The 17,333-nt window shown below is 36.0% G+C and carries 15 protein-coding genes and 1 pseudogene; all 16 read right to left on the reverse strand.

Annotation, left to right across the window (positions count from 1 at the left end):
• Nucleotides 1–65 precede the first annotated feature (65 nt).
• The 16 genes and pseudogenes from EXT47_RS14200 to EXT47_RS14275 all read right to left on the reverse strand — a co-directional run bounded on the left by EXT47_RS14200 (nucleotide 66) and on the right by EXT47_RS14275 (nucleotide 17,333).
• Nucleotides 66–414 (reverse strand): annotated as a pseudogene (locus EXT47_RS14200) (four helix bundle protein).
• Between the two features lie 54 nt (nucleotides 415–468).
• Nucleotides 469–2,196: an SLC13 family permease gene (locus EXT47_RS14205; protein WP_130126888.1), complete on the reverse strand. Its 1,728-nt coding sequence runs from the start codon at nucleotides 2,194–2,196 to the stop codon at nucleotides 469–471.
• 22 nt (nucleotides 2,197–2,218) lie between these two features.
• The gene (gene cysN / locus EXT47_RS14210; protein ID WP_130126889.1) at nucleotides 2,219–3,634 is read right to left on the reverse strand and encodes a sulfate adenylyltransferase subunit CysN; all 1,416 of its coding nucleotides are present in this window, start codon (nucleotides 3,632–3,634) and stop codon (nucleotides 2,219–2,221) included.
• Nucleotides 3,634–4,539 carry a sulfate adenylyltransferase subunit CysD gene (gene cysD / locus EXT47_RS14215; RefSeq protein ID WP_130126890.1) on the reverse strand — a complete coding sequence of 302 codons (906 nt, stop codon included), beginning with the start codon at nucleotides 4,537–4,539 and terminating at the stop codon, nucleotides 3,634–3,636. The genes cysN and cysD overlap by 1 nt, the downstream gene beginning before the upstream one ends.
• Nucleotides 4,540–4,626: 87 nt before the next feature.
• On the reverse strand, nucleotides 4,627–5,436 hold the full coding sequence (locus EXT47_RS14220; RefSeq protein WP_130126891.1) for a glycosyltransferase: 810 nt from the start codon (nucleotides 5,434–5,436) through the stop codon (nucleotides 4,627–4,629).
• Entirely contained in the window at nucleotides 5,429–6,535 is a 1,107-nt protein-coding gene (locus EXT47_RS14225) for a hypothetical protein (RefSeq protein ID WP_130126892.1), read from the reverse strand. The genes EXT47_RS14220 and EXT47_RS14225 overlap by 8 nt, the downstream gene beginning before the upstream one ends.
• 2 nt (nucleotides 6,536–6,537) lie before the next feature.
• Entirely contained in the window at nucleotides 6,538–7,389 is an 852-nt protein-coding gene (locus EXT47_RS14230; protein WP_130126893.1) for a glycosyltransferase family 2 protein, read from the reverse strand.
• A complete protein-coding gene (locus EXT47_RS14235) occupies nucleotides 7,386–8,066 on the reverse strand; it encodes a glycosyltransferase family 25 protein (RefSeq protein WP_165383818.1) in 681 nt (226 codons plus the stop codon). Before EXT47_RS14235 ends, EXT47_RS14230 begins: the two co-directional genes overlap by 4 nt.
• Nucleotides 8,056–8,703, reverse strand: coding sequence for a sulfotransferase family 2 domain-containing protein (locus EXT47_RS14240; RefSeq protein ID WP_165383819.1), 648 nt, complete (start codon nucleotides 8,701–8,703; stop codon nucleotides 8,056–8,058). Before EXT47_RS14240 ends, EXT47_RS14235 begins: the two co-directional genes overlap by 11 nt.
• Nucleotides 8,703–9,863: a lipopolysaccharide biosynthesis protein gene (locus EXT47_RS14245; RefSeq protein ID WP_165383820.1), complete on the reverse strand. Its 1,161-nt coding sequence runs from the start codon at nucleotides 9,861–9,863 to the stop codon at nucleotides 8,703–8,705. Before EXT47_RS14245 ends, EXT47_RS14240 begins: the two co-directional genes overlap by 1 nt.
• 52 nt (nucleotides 9,864–9,915) lie before the next feature.
• On the reverse strand, nucleotides 9,916–10,797 hold the full coding sequence (locus tag EXT47_RS14250; RefSeq protein ID WP_130126897.1) for a hypothetical protein: 882 nt from the start codon (nucleotides 10,795–10,797) through the stop codon (nucleotides 9,916–9,918).
• Nucleotides 10,798–10,957: 160 nt separating this feature from the next.
• Nucleotides 10,958–13,192 (reverse strand): polysaccharide biosynthesis tyrosine autokinase, encoded by a 2,235-nt coding sequence (locus EXT47_RS14255; RefSeq protein WP_130126898.1) that lies wholly within the window; start codon nucleotides 13,190–13,192, stop codon nucleotides 10,958–10,960.
• 14 nt (nucleotides 13,193–13,206) lie between these two features.
• Nucleotides 13,207–13,641, reverse strand: a complete 435-nt coding sequence (locus EXT47_RS14260; protein WP_130126899.1) for a low molecular weight protein-tyrosine-phosphatase — start codon at nucleotides 13,639–13,641, stop codon at nucleotides 13,207–13,209.
• Nucleotides 13,642–13,652: 11 nt separating this feature from the next.
• Nucleotides 13,653–14,768, reverse strand: a complete 1,116-nt coding sequence (locus EXT47_RS14265) for a polysaccharide export protein (protein WP_130126900.1) — start codon at nucleotides 14,766–14,768, stop codon at nucleotides 13,653–13,655.
• An 843-nt stretch (nucleotides 14,769–15,611) separates the two neighbouring features.
• Nucleotides 15,612–16,091 (reverse strand): transcription/translation regulatory transformer protein RfaH, encoded by a 480-nt coding sequence (rfaH, locus tag EXT47_RS14270; RefSeq protein ID WP_130126901.1) that lies wholly within the window; start codon nucleotides 16,089–16,091, stop codon nucleotides 15,612–15,614.
• A gap of 75 nt (nucleotides 16,092–16,166) precedes the next feature.
• Nucleotides 16,167–17,333: a nucleotide sugar dehydrogenase gene (locus tag EXT47_RS14275; RefSeq protein WP_130126902.1), complete on the reverse strand. Its 1,167-nt coding sequence runs from the start codon at nucleotides 17,331–17,333 to the stop codon at nucleotides 16,167–16,169.

A 17,333-nucleotide genomic window follows, 5' to 3' on the forward strand; every position in this document is an offset into this window, starting at 1 on the left:
TTTCAGATTTCAGATTTCAGATTTCAGATTTCAGATTTCAGATTTCAGATTTCAGATTTCAGATTTCAGATTTCAGAGTCAAAACGGTTCTTTAAGCTTGTCAACATAGCAGCTAACTCTTTTGACTCTGCAATCCAGCTTAAAGCAACTTCACGCCCTATATAGCCAACCTCTAAACCAATGTAAATTTGAGTTCTAGCTTCAGCTAAAGAGGCTCTAGCAATATCAATAAAGCGACTCTTTTCTTTAAAGCTATCTCTACAGACTCCCTCTGTAATATTGCTTGGCACTGAAAGTGCCTGAACGAGTTAGTTGACTCCTGAAAGCATAATCATTTAATTGAGAAGTGGTTTTATAAATTTCTGCACTTAATTTAACGGCTCTTTTCCAAACATCTAGCTTTTCAAAATTCATCACAGCTCCTTCTGTCTTCTTTTCTCTGATATCTTACCTCTTTAATGCTCGTTTTTAAAACGGAAAAAACACGGGTATCAAGACCAATACGACCACGCTATAAGTGATAGAAATCGGCAAGCCAAACTTTATGAAATCGCTTAACTTGTAGTTGCCGGCATTATAAACCATTAGGTTAGTTTGGTAGCCATAAGGGCTAATAAAGCTACCACTAGCAGCAAATGTAACCGCGAGTATAAATGGTAAATAACTAACACCTAGACCTTGAGCTATGGTAAATGCAATTGGAAAGGTCAGCGCTGCTGCAGCGTTATTGGTTATTAGCTCAGTAAATAATAGAGTAAGTAAAAATACACCGACAAAGGCGATATAAACACTTTGTCCAGCAAGCAAGTCTTTGATTTGCTCGGCTATTAACCTTGAGACCCCAGAGTTATCTAGGGCTGTAGCTAGAGTTAAAGCACTCATTACAATGAGCCAAAGCTCGAGCGGAAAACGCCGCTTAATCTCGTTTAGCGATAAACAACGACAACCCACCAGTACTGCAAGGTAAAATATAAAGCTTTTTAATAGGCTAATATCAAAAATTAGAGAGCTTGCAATGGTTGCAACAAAGCCCCAAATAACAATACGCTCTTTTAGCCCTTTAAGCATGTTATCGGCTTTAACGCCGCTAAGTATGAAAAAGTTTTTAGTTAAGTTAGTACGTTTGGCAAAATCGGGACCGACAGCAAGAATCAAAAAGTCACCACTTTGAATAGTAATATCACCCAGCTTACCGGAAAGCTTTTCGCCTTCACGGCGCACAGCAACAACGGCTGCATCAAAACGAGCACGAAAACCAGCTGTTTTTAATGTTTTGCCAACTACCGCAGCGCCAGGCTTAATAACTACTTCGGTTAAGTTATCACGCAACAAGCCATCTTGTTCAGCAAATAAGCTCAAACCTTCAAATTGTTGCAACACCAATACCTTAGTTACATCGCCAGAAAAAATTAGCTTATCACCTTCTAGGATAATTTGTGTGGGTGCTATTGGCGAAATTAAACGCTTTTCACGTACTATCTCAACTAAAAACAGAGCTTCTAAACTTCGTAGCCCATTCTGCTCTACTGTTTTACCTATTAAAGGTGAACCTGTATTCACTTTAGCCTCAACAAAGTAATCGCTAAAACTCTCAACTTTACTTACTTTACCTTTTAGGCGGTTAATAGTTAGCGCCATTACCATTACACAAGCTCCAACTGCCGCTAATCCAATTGGTAAAAAGTCAAAAAACTCAAAACCTACAACGCCTCGCTCAATAAGCATAGAGTTTACTATTAAGTTTGTTGAAGTACCGATAAGGGTAAGAGTACCGCCTAATATAGCGGCATAAGAAAGAGGTAATAAAAGTTTCGTCGGAGCAATCAGTTTATTGTTTTTTACTGGGCTAATTAAAGTAGCGACTACCGCAGTATTATTCAAAAAGCCTGACGCTATAATTGTTGCCAACAAGGTTCTAATGTAAGACTTAGCTACTGAGCCATTAAATAAAACATTAGCAAGTTTTCGCAAAAAACTGGTACGTTCAAAGGAAAATGCGCATACAACTAAAAGCAATAGTGTTACTAGGCCTGGGTTAACAGCATTTGTAAGTAATTGCTCAGTTGAGACTAAGTTAGCCGCAAAGCACGCCAAACATGATACGGCAAAAACACGCTCAGGAAACTTTTGAAACTTAACTAAAAAAATAATAGTTGCTATGAAAATAGCAACTATTAAGTACTGCTCAATATTCATAAGTTCCCTTTACTTATTTTTACTAGCTAATTTCTTTTGCATCCCACTCAGGATAATGCGTTCGAACATATTTATTTAATTGGATTTCTGCTTCTGTATATTGCTTTTTCACAAGGTGTTTTGTATTCAAACTATTTGTTGCATTTACAATCATGCCAGCACCAACAGTTCCGTTAGTTAAACGGTCAATAATAATAAATGAACCTGTTTGACGATTTAAGCTATATGGGTCTAGAGTAACTTGGTTATTTAATTTTAGTTCACACAGTGCTATTTCATTAAGCTCTAAAGATTCCGCACTTTCCTTCTCAAGAGTATTAACATCAATTTTATTGCTGATAGATGAAACGAACCCCGTTACCTCTTTTGTTGCAAACTTCATTAAGTATTCTTTGTTAGGCGCTAATACTTTTTCGTCCATCCATACAATATGTGCAGATACTTGGTCAGCAAGTGTAGCAGAGCTTTTTAAGTGAACGAGCATATCACCACGACTGATGTCTATTTCATCTTCTGTCGTAATTGTTACCGCAAATGGAGCGCAAGCTTCTGGAATTGAACCTTCAAATGTATCAATACTTTTTACTTTACTTTGCTTGCCCGATGGTAAAACTTTAATTTCATCACCCACAGAAACACTACCCGAAGCAATTGTTCCAGCAAAACCACGATAATTAAGATTTGGACGATTCACATACTGCACAGGAAAACGAAATTCATCTAAAGTTTCAGCTGATTCAATAGAAATACCTTCTAATAAAGACATCAATGTTCCACCTTGATACCAAGGTGTATTTGAGCTTTGATTAACGACGTTGTCACCATTAAGAGCAGAAATTGGTGCAAAATGGATATCTGGGATATTTAACGATTCAGCTAATTTTTTATAATCTTCACAAATAGCGTTGTATGTTTGTTCAGAGAAATCAACAAGGTCCATTTTATTGATTGCTACAATAACGTGCTTTATCCCTAACAGCGATACAATAAAACTATGTCGCTTAGTCTGTGTTTGAACACCATATCGAGCATCAATTAAAATAATTGCTAAATCAGCGGTCGAAGCGCCTGTAGCCATATTTCTTGTATATTGCTCATGCCCAGGAGTATCCGCAATTATAAATTTACGTTTATCTGTCGAAAAATAACGATAGGCAACATCAATAGTAATGCCTTGCTCGCGTTCAGATTGTAATCCATCAACCAGTAATGCCAGATCTACTTTCTCACCTGTAGTACCACTTTTTTTACTGTCTTTCTCTATAGCTGCAAGCTGATCCTCAAAAATCATTTTTGAATCATGTAACAAACGACCAATTAGTGTACTTTTACCATCATCAACCGAACCACAAGTAATAAAACGTAACAACTCTTTATTTTCGTGTTGATCAAGATAATCTAAAATATTCGATTCAATTAGCGTTGATGCGTGACTCATTAAAAATATCCTTCCATTTTTTTCTTTTCCATGCTGCCTGACGAGTCATGGTCTATTAAGCGCCCTTGCCTTTCTGATGTTTTAGTTAAGAGCATCTCTTGTATTATTTCAGGGAGCGTTGTTGCTTCAGACTCCACAGCGCCTGTAAGCGGGTAACAACCTAGTGTTCTAAAGCGAACCATTTTATGTTGTATTTCGCTTTTATCTTTAATTGGCATGCGTTCATCATCAACCATAATTAGCATACCATCACGCTCAACTACAGGACGCTCTTTAGCTAAGTAAAGAGGTACAATTTCAATATTTTCTAAGTAGATATATTGCCAAATATCAAGCTCAGTCCAATTACTCAAAGGAAAAACACGTATACTCTCGCCTTGCTCAACTTTTGAGTTATAAATATTCCATAACTCTGGTCGTTGATTTTTTGGATCCCAGCGGTGATTTTTATCACGGAATGAATACACTCGCTCTTTAGCCCGTGATTTTTCTTCATCACGGCGCGCTCCACCAAAGGCTGCATCATATTTACCTTTGTTTAGAGCTTGTTTTAAGCTTTGAGTTTTCATTATATCTGTATGCTTCGAGCTGCCATGTGTGAACGGGCCTACCCCAGCTTCTACACCTTCCATATTTTTGTGAACCATGAGATCAAAACCATACTCTTTGGCGAGGCGATCTCTAAACTCAATCATCTCTTTAAATTTCCAATGAGAATCTACATGAAGTAAAGGAAATGGTATTTTTCCTGGAGCAAATGCTTTACGAGCTAAATGCAATAGAACAGATGAATCTTTACCTATTGAGTAAAGCATAACTGGGTTGTCGAACTCAGCAGCCACTTCCCTGATAATATGTATAGCCTCAGCTTCTAAAGCTTTAAGGTGAGTAAATTTTGATGTCATACTTCCTCAATTAAAATAGTGTTTAAAATAAAGTAATGCCCAGGAATATTGAAAATATAAAGGTATAAATATATTTAAAGTGTAACTCTACCTAACATACTTATATAACCCTTTTTTTAAAAATGAAGGAGATAAGGCAAGTAATGCTCTAAAAAAAACAAGAAAAATCAACTTGAAAGAAAAACGATTACTTTTAATCATAAATCTATACCTAAGAGAAAACTCATCTAAAGCTTTTTTCATACCTGTTCTTCGTTCCAACGTCGACTCATTTAGCCTGTATCTCAGAAGGCTATCAGGTAAGTTAGCGAATTTAAAACCACTTAAAATCAACTCATACCATAATGCCAAATCTTCAGTGTAAGATGTGTTCACAGGATATCTGATACCACTTTCAAAAACAGATGCCCTAAACATAACTGTTGGATGTATAAATGGACATCTATATACACTAAACCGAACTAAATCGTCATGACTTAGCGGCAGCTTTTTTATAGACAAACAGAAACTTGCTCCAAATTCATGACAAGCACTACCTAGCACATCAATTGCTTTATTTATTTCTAAAAAATCAAGTTGTAATTTAATTCTATTCAAACTGGATATATCATCACTATCCATTCTAGCAATATAGCTATAATTAGAAGCAGAAACCATATCTATTAACTTATTTAAAGAGTGAGCTAAACCCATATTTATAGGGTTACGAACTATTCTGACGGAGTTGTAAGATTCAAACACCTCAACGGCAGAGTCAAGCTCGAAGGGGATTGGACCATCACAACATATATATATATCAACAGGTTCACTTTGATTAAGAATACTATAAACAGACTCTTTGAAAAAGCTTACATTATCGAGCTTGTAAACACTCATAATTACTGCGACTTTATTCATAGCGCCTTCCCTTGTTAACAAATAAATATAAAAAAATAAGTGCTAAATGTGGACCAGGGATAAAAAACTCTGCCTTGATATTCATTATAAAAAACGAAATTATAACGAGGACACTTATTATAGATTTATCATAGAAAACTGCCAGCAATTTATACATAAGGTATAAATAAAAAAACTGAAAAAGAATACCACCATATAATAACGGCCTCATAATACCAGAATCAGTGCCGCCCCAAAACTTTCCATTTGAGTCAAAATATCGTCCATCTCCAAAAATAAGCTGCATTTCATTTGGAAAGTACAGGTGCTTCTGTTGTAACTTATCACTAGATTTAGAGGAAAGTTCACCTGACTCAAGAAAATTAACGATCGGCTCTAGGGCATACTTAGCACTATTAGAAGAGGAAATGATATCATCAAAAAAGTAGAAAAATAAAAGCAGAGAAACCACAAAAATAACTAAAAGATTTTTATCTCTACTAACCCCATAAAGCATTAACAGCATACCTCCGATCAATAACGTTGTTCTTGAAGATATTGACGCGCATAAAAGAGTTAATACCATCCAAATCGGCTTTTCTTTATTTAACATTTGTATCACAAGCGCAGTAAAGAAAAATAACCCTAAATGAAATGTATGTGCTGAGGAAGGAAACCAGAGCCTATATACTTCGAGTTTCTCTTCTAAACCATAGGTTTCACCTTTAACTGCGTAAGCAACCCCCCTTACCGGTTCAAATAAAACTGCTAAAAAATAAAAAACCAACGAAAAAACCACAATAAAATTAATGATTTTTAGTAAAAAGGAACGTTCAATAGAAAATGCTCTAACAATTAATGAAGCTCCCAAAAAAACAATCAATATTTTTAAAGCAACATTAAAAAAAGAAATATCAAAAGTAAAATGAAAAAATGGGATACTAAGCACAAAGGCCAATAATAAAAAAGTTAAAACAACCTCATTAAAGTTGAAAGTTAACTTACTTTTAGAAAAGAGAATAAAAATTGAAATTAAAATACCAAGCAACTCAAGCCGTAAAAGTCCTCCAAAAAGCCATGGCTGAATAATAAAAACAAATAAAACAAAGAATTTTAACATAATTAAAATCTAGTCCTGATAGACTGTAAAAGCTTATAAAAGACACGAAACCGGAAAAAGTTAAAAATCTTCAATTTATTACTCACCACTTTCTCATCAAAATGTAAATTCTGATTATAAAATTTATTATGTAAAAACACTCTCTCATTATAAGCTTGATAGATAGACTTATATAAAATTTCAAAGCTTTCAAATTCATTTAACATTAAATGGTATGCTGAATTTCTAATAGGGTGAAATTTTCCATCATAGTTATATATAGCAATTGAACTATCAAAAAACCTAACTTCTTTATTTAAGATAGCTTTAAAAATAAAAAACAAATCTTCTCCATAAGCAACCCCTTCTTCAAAATAAACACCTTCCAGGTCAGAACGATGAAAAACCACATTACTCAAATGAATAGTTCTTTGCTTAAATAAATTTACGAGAACATATTCATCAACTTTTTGAACATCCAATAAATGATGTTTAAAAAGCTTCTTATTTATTTTTAAATTAAAAAAACACGTAAATTTTGAAATTAATATATCATTAAGCAACTTTTTGGAATCACATTGAAAGAAGTCATCTGCATCAAGAAAATATATATAATCTCCTAATGCAGCTTCAATCCCGGTATTTCTCGCTATCGATACGCCGCGATTTTCATCAAGTTCAATTAATTTAATAGAATTATCATCAATAGAAGCGATTAAATTTCTTAAGTAAGAGCTTTCACTATTCTCAGAACCATCATTTACAACTATTATTTCACTTTTAAGTTCATCACCAGCAAAGTTATTAATGATTGATTTTAATGTTTTCTCAATAAAAAGGGATTTATTATAATAAGGAACAACAATCGAGATCATACCCCTCTCTCCGCTTCAATTGAACTACCACTTAAATCAACCGGGTGGGTTACAACATCGCAAAAAATAAAGTCTCTTACACTAGATTTTTTCACGATATATCTCCAGTTATCTGCTGGAATATTATTTTTCTTAAAAATTGATAACATTTCTAATGCAATTTCCTTAGAAACAATATATCCGCAAGTACGATATAACCAACGTAATGTAATTGGTAGAACTTTATAGTAATTCAATTTATCAAAGCTCCCTTTAAACGATTTAACAACCCTATTTTTAGAGTTCAATCCCTCTTGACCACCAAGGTGTATAATACTTTTACTAAAAATTTCACTAAGGTTATTGAAAACAATATTTAAATCGCATTTTAGAGAAATATCGTCTTCTAGAACACATAACCAGTTATAGTCACTTTGGTTGTTAACGAAGTCTTCGAGAATTTTCAAATGAGATAATTTGCAACCAACTTCACCAGGAGTGAGTATGGATTTTCGGTTAAAAAAATAATCATTATTATTACAATGATAGAAATATTCTATTGCAGATAACTCCTTTCCATTTACAGCGTCATAAAAAGAGTAATTTAAATTATAACTATCAAGAACAGCTGAGACGGAATCCCTCTTCTTACAATCGGAAGATAAAGAAATTACTTGTATTGATACGTCACTTCTCATAGCCGAAGACCTCATAATCTTTATAATAAAAATTTTTCAGGATTGAAACAGAGTCACTATTTAAATCTTTAGAGGTATACCCCTTACCTTTTGTAGCATTAGCTCTTTTAGAAAAATCCAGCTCATTTATCATTGGAAAAACATCACTTATATTATTATCTTGAATTAAGTTTTCCAGCTTAAAAACAAAGTCAACCAAAAGCGTTGAGTTATAATACAAATACTCAAACTGAGGTTCAAAATGAGGCACATCAATTAATCGGAAAGATGATTTATTTACTTCATTTTTTATAAAATCATTTATATCATTATATTTAGAAAGAACTTCTTCATTAAATATACTATCAATTTTACTCATACCACCATTTTTTAAAAAATTATATGCCGAAATAAACCTGTCAATCGGATTACGCACTATAGAAAATGTAGGGATAGATTTAAAATTAGAATAATCATTGAGATAGTAACTTACAGCCTTATGATGACCTATTTGTGCACCGTATAAATCAAAAGACACTTTACTTCCAGCTGCTTTTGGAATATGTATAAACAATGCACCTTGATATAATGCACATTTAGGAACTTTATTTAAAAAAAAGATTTGAGACTTCACTCGCTTCAGTATAATTTTGATCACTATTTCGTACCTATAAACTTAAATGTTTTTATTTTATAGTATTTATAAATAAATATTGAGGAAAGAAGCCCACTCGCCAAAAATGAAAATACTACACTCACAGCAGCACCTACCAAGCCAAAATTAGGTATTAAAGTTACATTCAATAAGACACAAATAGCGAAAGAAATGAAGCTAATATTTCTAGCGACTAGATCCTTATCAATCATTTGGAGTAAAACAGTCGAAGGGCCGAAAAACACTTTCGTAAGTTGGGCAATAATTAAAATAACCATGATATATCCATAACCAGAAAAACCCTCACCTAAAAAATCAATGATATATGGATAAACGAAGTAAAATCCTACACACTTTAAAAAAGTTATTACATATATTATAGAGTTAGAATTATCTAGCATTTTCTGAACCATAGCTTTGTCTTTGAAAATATTAAACTTTGCAATTTTTGGGTAGACTAACCTATTCAAAGTTACATATGCATGTGAAAAAAGTAACGAAAATTTATATAACATCGCAAAAACAGCCACCTCTTTAAAGGCAAGATAAAAACCTACAAACAAAACTCCTGACTGCACAATGAATTGATTTAAAGATTGTGTAATAAATATAGGGAATGCTTCCTTATATACTTCAATAATCTTAGGCTTTCTCCTATCGTTTAAGTTATAACCTCTTATTAAAAAAAATAGTACCCCCATACCAATGATAGAAAAAATGAGCATTATAGCTATCTGAGTTACAGCAACTTCAGTTACGTTCCCAATGCCAATAATAAAGATATAAATAAGTAGTAAAAGTTGAACCCCACCATCGAATATAAAAAAAGATAATAGAGGCCTTTCCGCCCCTTGAAGAGCGGAAGAAACTAATGATACAAGTGAAAAACAAACGACCATTATCAGTAAATATTTTTCATAAAAATCATTATCGACTTTCAGAGCAATAAAAACCACCGACAAAATAGAAACATTAACAGTGATAATAATTAGAGATATAAGTATGTACTTATTAAAATTATCCCCTTTTCTTGAGAATCGTTTTAAAAACAATGTATTCATTCCAAATACACAAACGACACCTAAAACATTTACTAAGGAGATAAAATGAAAAAACAACCCTGAACTTTCTTCACCTAAAAGCTTTACTAATTGTATATTCAAAATAAAGCTTGAGATAACAAATAAAAACTTAAAAAATAGTAACCAAAATTTATCACTCCTCATATGCAGAATTAACCATCCTATTAATTAGGGCTGCATCATCATAAGTTACTAAACTACCAAAATAGTTGTAAAAGTTACTTATTCGAAATGATTCTATTTCCTTTATAGAAAAATCGAATGCTTCTTCAATATTCTTAAAAGAATACTCTTTATCTTGAAATTCATTTTTTGCGAGAAAAACAGTCTTAACATTTGAAGTAACTGCAAGAATTCCAAAGCCAGAATTATGAGTAATAACTATTGAACCTGATTTTTCCAAATTTTTTAATGAACTGAAATCTGTTGGTAAGGTAGTATTCCTACTTTTATCCAAAGGATGTGGTCTAAAGACAAGTTTCGCTTTGTATTTTTCAGCAAGTAACCTGCCTACCTCATACATTTCATGATCATCAATACTTCGTAGTTTGCTAACATTATCATTAGACAATTGGCCCACAATAACTATTTTCTTTTCTACACTACTATCGTCATTTTCTGGCGTAAAATACTTTGGTTTAATGGACTTAAGTTTATTAATAAAGTTTGCTGCTCGATATTCAACCTCAGGTTTAGTTAACCCAAGTAGTCGAATACGTTCCTCAGTAGAGTCACCAAACCCAGCATAACCTTTTTTATCAAATGTGAAATAATCACTAAACGGTGATATTTTCCAGTTCACTCTATTATCTTCTGGAGCTGAGATAGTATGATATGTAAATGCTAATCTTCCCTTTGGCACACCAACATTCAATGAATTTTGATAAATAGGAATTATTATTTTCTTACTTTTTAATACTGAGAGTGATATTAAAAAACTCATTTTAATAATACTATTTCTTACTTTTCCACCCCACCTTAATGGGAACGATACACAAACCTTTTCAAAATTCATAAATAAAACCTGTCTAACTAAATGCATAAAAGTGCTAAAGCGACATTAACTTCACATAAGTGATTACCTAGCAGCATATAGTGGTTTGAAATACTAAATTTATAGACTAATAAACAAACTCACAAAGAATAAACATAATTTATTAAAACAACTAAATTTTTTATAATTTCTCTGAGCTGTATTCATAATTGTAATAGCCGTAGTACCCATAAGAATTACTTGCCTTACGCATTATGCCGTTAAACACTACTCCTTTTACATCAGTGCCGTTTTGTTCGAAACGATTGCGCGTTATTTCCAGTTCTTTAGCATGGTTCTGGCCAAATCGAGTAACCAGTAGTGTTGTACCTGCATGTGCACTCACAATGGCAGGGTCTGTAACCGCTAAAATTGGTGGAGTATCGATAATCACCAAGTCGTATATTTTACTAACCTCATCAACTAACTTGCTAAAGTTTTCATGCATTAACAACTCCGAAGGGTTTGGAGGTATTTGGCCACGAGTCATGACATCTAACCCTTCGACTTGAGTATGCTTTATTGTTTGATTTAAAACTAAGCGACCAGATAAGTAGTCACTTAGTCCATTATCCCAATTCATACCGAACTGCGTTTGTAAATAACCTTTACGCATATCCCCATCAACTACTAGCACCTTTTTACCGCTTTGTGCAAGGACTGTTGCTAAGTTGACTGTGATAAATGACTTACCTACACCAGGGCTCGGCCCAGAAATTGCGATGACATTGTTCTTTGCTTCGAGCATAGCGAAATGTAGGCTTGTGCGTAGGCTTCTTAGCGCCTCTACCGATAGGTCTGCAGGGTTATCAATAGCCAATATTGATTTTGCTTTTGCGGTTTTACCTTTCCGCGCTCTAGCAAAGCCAGTAAGCTTCACTTGATATTCAGAGAATGGAACGCTTGCATAAACAGGTAGACCTAACGCTTCAATTTCACCAGGATCTTCTATGCCTTTATGTAGTGCTTTTTGAATCATTACAATCGCAATGGCTAACATACCACCTAACATGGTGGCCATCACAACGATTAGTGCTTTTTTTGGCTTCACCGGCTCTGTTGTATTTACCTCTGCATAGTCAACAATACGGACATTGCCAACGGTACCTGCGCGCACAATGTCTAGCTCCTGGGTTTTGCCTAGTAGCAGAGTGTAGATTTCATTATTTACTTCAACATCACGCTTTAAGCGTAGCAGCTCACGCTGGGTTTCTGGCAAGCCTTGAACTTCACCTGTCAACTCGTTACGTTGGCGTTTTACGGTATCAATTTGCTCCACCACACCACGGTAAGAGGGATGTTCACGTTTAAATTTACGACCAAGCTCTAAGCGTTTTAATTCTAATTCTTGCAGTTTAGTTTCTAATGCAACAATTTGTTCTAAAACGCCCTGTGTTTCTAAACTAATATCAATGGATTCTTGACGGATTTGATAATCGTTAAAAGCCTTCTCAGCACGCTCTAAGTTACGCTTAACTTCTGGAAGCTGCACCTCTAAAAACTCAAGAGACTGCTGCGCCTCAGCGCTGTTACGTTCAACGTTACGACGAACATAAATACTGGCAACTTTATCGAGTACTTTTTCTGCATAAGCAGGGCTTTTATCTTCCAATGCAAGGTTGATAATGCCTGAATCTTTGCCTTTTTCAGATGCAGATATAGTGCCTTGTAAGTCTAATATAGTTTGTAATCTGTTACGTTTTACAATTGAGAATTCAGTACTAGGTCGTGCAATAAGTGTTTTGATAGTTAATTCAAACTGGCCTGATTTAACTTCCTGCCCTACTTTACCCGAAAGCACTTCTTCATCATCTGCATTTAGTAGAACAAAACTATCATCCGTTTGTGCTAATAACGTGAACTCTGCTCCCTCAACGCTTTTCGGCACTCTAAAACGGTGTATCTCTACCTTTTCACCGCCCCATGCATAAGAATTTGCACCAAAGCTTGGCTCTGCAACTTCACCGTCAATTTGTGGTACAAACTTACGAAAGCTTCGCCCCCCAAATAGAGGGAAGAGCTTTGGTTCAACAACTGTATCTAGGTTAAGCGTATCTACTGCCTCACCTATAATACTTCTTGATTTGAGTAACTCGATTTCGGTTACCGCAGCGGAAGTACTTTCAAACATGCCAGACATGTCGTCAAAGCCAGGCACTGAACCACCTTTTTCTTCTACCTGTACCATTGCGGTTGCTTGGTAGATTGGCGTGCTAAATATGGCGTAAGCTACACCTAGCAGCATAAATAAAGATGTAATACCTGCAATAAACCATTTAGCGTCTAATAAGGCACCAAATAGTGCCATTAAGTCGATCTCTTGCGTATCTTCTTGTTTAGATTTTTGCGGAGAAATTAGATTTGGCTGAGCATTCATATACTCGCAATTCCTTATAAATACTGTTGCCAAGCGCCGCAGGCGCTATCGATAAGCTCATACACGTGTTCAAACGCTTCTTTAGACTGGCGGTATGGATCCGGGATTTCTTTATCGCCAATCCATTTACCAAGTAAAAAGGTTTTACCGCGAGCTTGGGGGTAACGGCTGCATAAGTCGTCAAGGTGCCTATGCTCCATTACTAAAATGAGACTGTTTTGCGAAACAAGCGTACCACTGAGCTGACGCCCTTGATGCTCACTCATGTCGATACCTTGGGCCTTAGTAAGTTCTTGAGCCATTGAATCAGCAGATTTACCTTCTAACGCGGTTAAGCCCGCCGACGACACTTGAATATTCTTACCCGCCAATTTGCTTTTTAATACATATTCTGCGGTTGGACTACGGCAAATATTGCCAGCGCAAACCATTAATACACTATCAAACATGAGCAATCACACTATTGATTTTCAATATCTTGAATTGCATCCACAGTTGATAGTGAAGGCAATAGTAAGCTGATAACTTTGTTCCAGCGAGCAAGTGGTGCGCTGGTAACGTACACAATATCTTGAGGCTGCAGTTCAAATTGCTCTGCAAGAACCAATGAGGCAACATTTTTTGCGTGCAGTTGATATACATCTGCAAGCACGCCGTCTTTTTGTAGGTCGCGTTTACGCAGTACAAAAACACCATTAGCATCAGCGGTGCGCTCATTAAAGCCACCTACTTCCGTAAGTGCTTCGGCTAAACTCAAGCCATAACGATTTACGTCTACTTTGCCCGCTTTAATTACGTCGCCTAGAACATAAACATTACGCTTGTCATTACGGCTGATATGAATGATATCACCATGCTGCAACAAACGGTTCTGTGAAATATCACCCTCAGCATAGAAGTCATCGAGTTGAATAACCTCTGTTTTCTCTCCGCGAGTAAATGTTACGGTTTCCCAATCAGCACTTTCAGTCAGGCCGCCAGCTTGGTTTATCGCATCTATTAGCGTGACTGGCGTTTCTGTGATTGGGTATACACCCGGCTTGGTTACTTCACCGGTTACGTATGTTTTTTGGCTTCTAAAGCCAACCACTTTGACATCGATTTGGGGCTCTTCGATAACACGACTTAAGCGTTTAGTAAGATCTTCACGTAACTCATTTACTGTTCTACCTGCTGCCGGAACTTTCGGCGCATAAGCGAAGTTAACAGTTCCATCAGATTGAACACGAAAGCCATCGAACTCGGCTGTTCTTTGTACCGCAGCCGGGATTGTAAGTTCAGGGTGATCCCAAACGCCAATTGTAATGACATCCCCAACGCCTAAACGATATTCATAGTTTGAGACATCGATACCTGCAAGTGACGAACGGTCAATTTTTTTGGCTTGTTTGATTTTGTGTTCTTGAACTAACTGAGAGTCGATGATGTGAATATTTACTTTTTCTAAGTCGCGTTCTAGATTTGCGGTTTGTTCGCCAGAGCCGATTCCTTCAAAATGGCCACCAGGAACAAGTGTACAGCCGCTCATTGTCATCAGAACGGCTGAAGCAATGATAGTTTTACAGCGTAGCGCCATTGTTTCTTCCCAAAAGTGTTGTAATCTTTTCTTTTAATTACTTTTATTGCCCTTTATTAAATAGTAGAAGAACAATAAAAATTTCGTGGGCTAATTAAAGCATGCACGATTGTTAATCGCAAGTGAGTACTAGGTTTTGCGCAAGATCTCACTCTATATTCTATGTTTTTACCTAGAGATGTGGTTAAAAGCCTTTATCAAGTTTGAGTTCATTTTTTAGATTGTTGTTTTTGTTGTTTCTTAATTTGCAATTTAGTCTTTGGTCCTTGGCCACGGCGTAGAGTTGCTATGTCTGAGTTTGAACCACTCTGTCGCGACATAAAGTCGCTGCTACGGCATTCAGGCACGCCTCCGCCCTTAGGTTGTAGCTCCTAAATGCTGGTTTTAGTTTTAGTGAAAGATCGCGAGGTGAACTCGCTCCTACCACATTGGCCCAAGGTGTTTATGTCTTCGCGGCGTAAAGCCGCGCCTGAAATTCTGTCGCGACATAAAGTCGCTGCTACGGCATTCAGGCACGCTTCCGCCCTTAGGTTGTAGCTCCCAAATGCTCGTAAAAGATCGCGAGGTGAACTTGCTCCTATACCATATTGAGCCAGATGTTTATGTCTTCGCGGCGTAAAGCCGTGCCTGAACCATTCTGTCGCGACATAAAGTCGCTGCTACGGCTATGTCTGCCCCCTGAAAGTCGCTGCTACGAAATGGTTTGAGCTTTTAAATTACGGCTACAAAATTGCAAACGTTCCGCTATGAGAATGTAATTTTTCTAACAATGTGAAGAAGTTTACAGTCAAACCAGAGTACACCCTTTTTATAACAATTAAATAAGAATAAAGGATGAAGTTTTTATTGTACCTTTTTTATTGTACAGTTATCAACAACGATTTGTGCGTAATGGTTAAGCAGTTTAATTAATAAAATGCTACGAAGTTCTCCATCAGGTTGTTGATATATGGCGTGAATGTCTTTGTAACAGCCGTCTGTTAACTGAACCAAGTCGCCTTCCTGAAGGTCGAGCTCGTCCGCTATTTCATTTTTATTCATTAATTGAGCGACGAGTTCATCTGGTACCATTTGCAGATCGATACCATAACGAATAAAGTCAGAAACACCGCGAGTGTTTTTTACAGCAGAAAAGTGTGAAGAATGTGGATCTAGCTTAACAAATAAATATCGTGGAAACAGCGGTTGCTTCACCGCTTTTGAGCCAGAGGTTTTTCTTTTTACGAAAGTTGGGAAGCAAGACTCTATTCCTTGATTTTGAAGATTTGACTGTGCCCTGTGTTCTTGTTTTGGTTTACAGTAGAGCAAATACCAGCATTCCATGCGTTGCGTTCCCTAAAAAAATAAGCCTAACGAATTAGGCCTACTATTATACGTATATTCTCAATTAGGTCTAGCCTAGTCACTGCCAAAAAGGTCTCTTGTGTAGACTTTTTCAGTAACGTCTTGTAACTCCTCAACCATACGATTAGAGATGATTACATCGCAGCTACGTTTGAATACATCGAGGTTGTTTTCTACTCTAGAATTAAAGAAAGTTGCCTCTTTCAGTACTGGCTCATAAACCACTACCTCGACTCCCTTCGCTTTTATTCTTTTCATCACACCTTGAATAGAAGAAGCTCTAAAGTTGTCTGATCCCGCTTTCATTATTAATCGGTAGATCCCCACCACCTTAGGTTTTTTTTGCAAAATTGACTCGGCAATAAAGTCCTTTCTTGTTGTGTTTGCATCAACAATTGCTTGAATTATATTATTGGGTACGTCTTTATAGTTGGCTAAAAGCTGCTTCGTGTCTTTTGGTAAACAATAGCCACCGTAGCCAAATGAGGGATTGTTGTAGTGACTACCGATTCGAGGGTCTAAACACACCCCCTCAATTATCTGCTTAGCATTTAAACCATGAGATTCAGCATAGCTGTCTAACTCATTAAAGTAGGCTACACGCATCGCCAAATAAGTATTCGAGAACAACTTGATCGCTTCAGCTTCCGTTGACCCACTAAAAAGCACATCAATATCCGCTTTTAATGCCCCCTGTTGAAAAAGGTTAGCTATAACTTGTGCATGTTCTGATTTAGCACCAATTATGATCCTTGATGGATATAAATTATCGTGGAGCGCTTTACCTTCTCTTAAGAATTCAGGAGAAAATATAATACTCTCATAGTTAAACTGCTCCCTAGCTTTACGGGTGAAACCCACAGGAACTGTAGACTTTATTACGATCTTCGCCTGAGAATTGATAGTTAGCAATTTACCTATTACATTTTCTACACTACTTGTATTAAAAAAGTTCGTCTTTGGATCATAATCAGTTGGTGTAGCGATTATAACAAGCTCAGCGTTACCAAAAGCACTCTTTGCACATGTTGTGGCTACTAATTCGAGCTCTTTCGAAAGCAGATACTCTGAAATCTCAGGGTCATAGAAAGGCGAAATCTTATCATTCACCAAGCGCACCTTGGACTCGTTTATATCTAGCAATGTAACTTGATTATGCTGCGCGAGAAGAATTGCGTTGGAAAGCCCAACATAACCTGCACCAACAACTGTTATCTTCAT

The organism is Pseudoalteromonas sp. CO342X (assembly GCF_004208915.1).
GTDB lineage: Bacteria > Pseudomonadota > Gammaproteobacteria > Enterobacterales > Alteromonadaceae > Pseudoalteromonas > Pseudoalteromonas maricaloris.